At 43.7% G+C, this 1,906-nt stretch carries 3 protein-coding genes; all 3 read left to right on the top strand.

Going from position 1 to position 1,906, the window contains the following annotated elements:
- Positions 1 to 795: RNA-guided endonuclease InsQ/TnpB family protein (locus tag H6G32_RS26335; RefSeq protein WP_375539822.1), on the top strand; the 795-nt coding region annotated here is incomplete at its 5' end.
- 226 nt (positions 796 to 1,021) lie between these two features.
- The gene (locus H6G32_RS26330; protein WP_190463702.1) at positions 1,022 to 1,309 is read left to right on the top strand and encodes a hypothetical protein; all 288 of its coding nucleotides are present in this window, start codon (positions 1,022 to 1,024) and stop codon (positions 1,307 to 1,309) included.
- Between the two features lie 61 nt (positions 1,310 to 1,370).
- Positions 1,371 to 1,730, top strand: coding sequence for a cupin domain-containing protein (locus tag H6G32_RS26325; protein WP_190463700.1), 360 nt, complete (start codon positions 1,371 to 1,373; stop codon positions 1,728 to 1,730).
- Positions 1,731 to 1,906 lie beyond the last annotated feature (176 nt).

Raw genomic sequence — 1,906 nt, 5'->3', positions numbered from 1 at the left:
TATCGCAATGGGAAATGGTACGCATCTATTACAGTTGAAGTTTTAGATCAAGTTCTGAAACCAGAGATTTTACCTATTGGTGCTATCGGTATTGACTTAGGGTGTAATGCAGCGTTGTCAATTACTGACGGTGAAAATCATCAACAAATCAATGCACCTAAGTTCTTGAGAAACGCAGAACATCTAATCAAGAAAGTATCTAAGGATAAGAGGCGTAAATGTGCGCCGAATAGAAAGAAGAAAATAAAAGCTTCTAGAAGGTTCAAAAAAGCCCAAGCCAAAGTTACCAAGCTGTATCGTAAAGTTGCTAACCAACGACAGGATTGGGTTCACCAAGTTGCAGTAGAAATTCTAAGCGGTAATAGCTTCATTGCCACCGAAAAGCTAGAAGTAAAGAACATGACCCGTAAAGCGAAGAAGCGACGCAGTGTGGTCTTGGGGGTTTCCCCCATGAACAACTGCGTCAAGAAAAGTAAGCGCAAAAAACAGAAGGCTGGGCTAAATAAGTCTATTCTTGATGTTGGTTTTGGAATGTTACGCAGCACCATCAAATACAAAGTTGAGCAAATTGGTGGTGTATTCGTAGAGGTTCCAACCAAGAAGGTAAAACCTTCCCAAACCTGCCCTAAATGTGGGCACCAACACAAAAAGACACTCGATATTAGAGTTCATGAGTGCGGTGTTTGTGGGTATATTCAAGACCGAGATATTGCTGCTGCTGAGGTTATGCTTTACTGGTCAAAAGGTAGTCTACCGGGGTTAGGAACTAGCCTCGCAGACGCTTTCTTCGCCTAGCTCTACTTCACGCACCCGTAAACAAGCGGGAAGCATGAAGCAACTAGGGGCAATGAAGCGTCAAAAATCTGTGGAAGTCTCCGCTAAAAACGGACTGGGGGATGTAGAAACCCACAGTTCAGGCGTAGCCAACTGTGGGTAGTTCATTACGACTTTAGTCAGAAGTTAAGAGTAGGGAGTTAGCAGTTAATATACTTCTAGCTCTTAATTTATATCAGGATCTGCCGTGTCACAACTGATATCTTTACTCATTCATGGGATTCAACCGTTATTAATCCCTATTTGCTTTGTCGCTGCTTGGTCTGTAATTATTCTCTTGGCTTCGAGTCTGTGGACTGCGGCACGAGACAGTGTTGCCACCGCCAAGCAAATGCATCAAATCCCCTGTACTAACTGCCAATTTTTTACCGCCGATTATCGCCTTAAATGCACTGTACGCCCTTCTATTGCCAATACAGAAGCAGCGATTGATTGTTCTGACTTTCAGGCAAAAACTAATCCTTATCTGTACTAGCTAGGTGGGGAGAGGGTAGAGGTTTTGACTAAGTTCGCAATTAGAAATTTCACAAAAATTGATGCTAATTCAAAAACTTAACAACTGTCCAGAATTCATTGCCGGAGATAGTACCCTACTGCGGGAATTGTTACACCCTGATAAACAACCGCTGGCATTACGCTATAGTTTGGCTCATGCAACTGTGCCAGTAGGAGAAACCTCCCAACCCCACTCACTCTCTACTTCGGAAGTTTATTACATTCTCAGTGGTACCGGAGAAATGCACATCAATGATGAAACCCAAATAGTTGAACCAGGGGATGCAGTGTATATTCCCCCGGATGCAAGGCAATTTATCCACAACAATGGTAGCCAACCACTAGTATTTATTTGTATTGTTGACCCAGCTTGGCGCAAGGAAGACGAAACAGTTTATTAACGTTTTGCTCTCTAAGCCACCTTTTTCTGGGGGGTTTCATTACAGTTATCCAAAATCTACTCGTTAGCTTATCCGACAGAAGCCCCACGCCTCACTCTTAGGAGCGTGGGATGAATGGCGCGTGAGTTGACGACAGTTCCCTGACTAATGTGCGTAGCACCAGAGAAGGGAGCATG

Origin of the sequence: Cylindrospermum sp. FACHB-282, assembly GCF_014697195.1 — a bacterium.
GTDB lineage: Bacteria > Cyanobacteriota > Cyanobacteriia > Cyanobacteriales > Nostocaceae > Cylindrospermum.
This window is presented reverse-complemented; position numbering and strand designations above follow the sequence as displayed.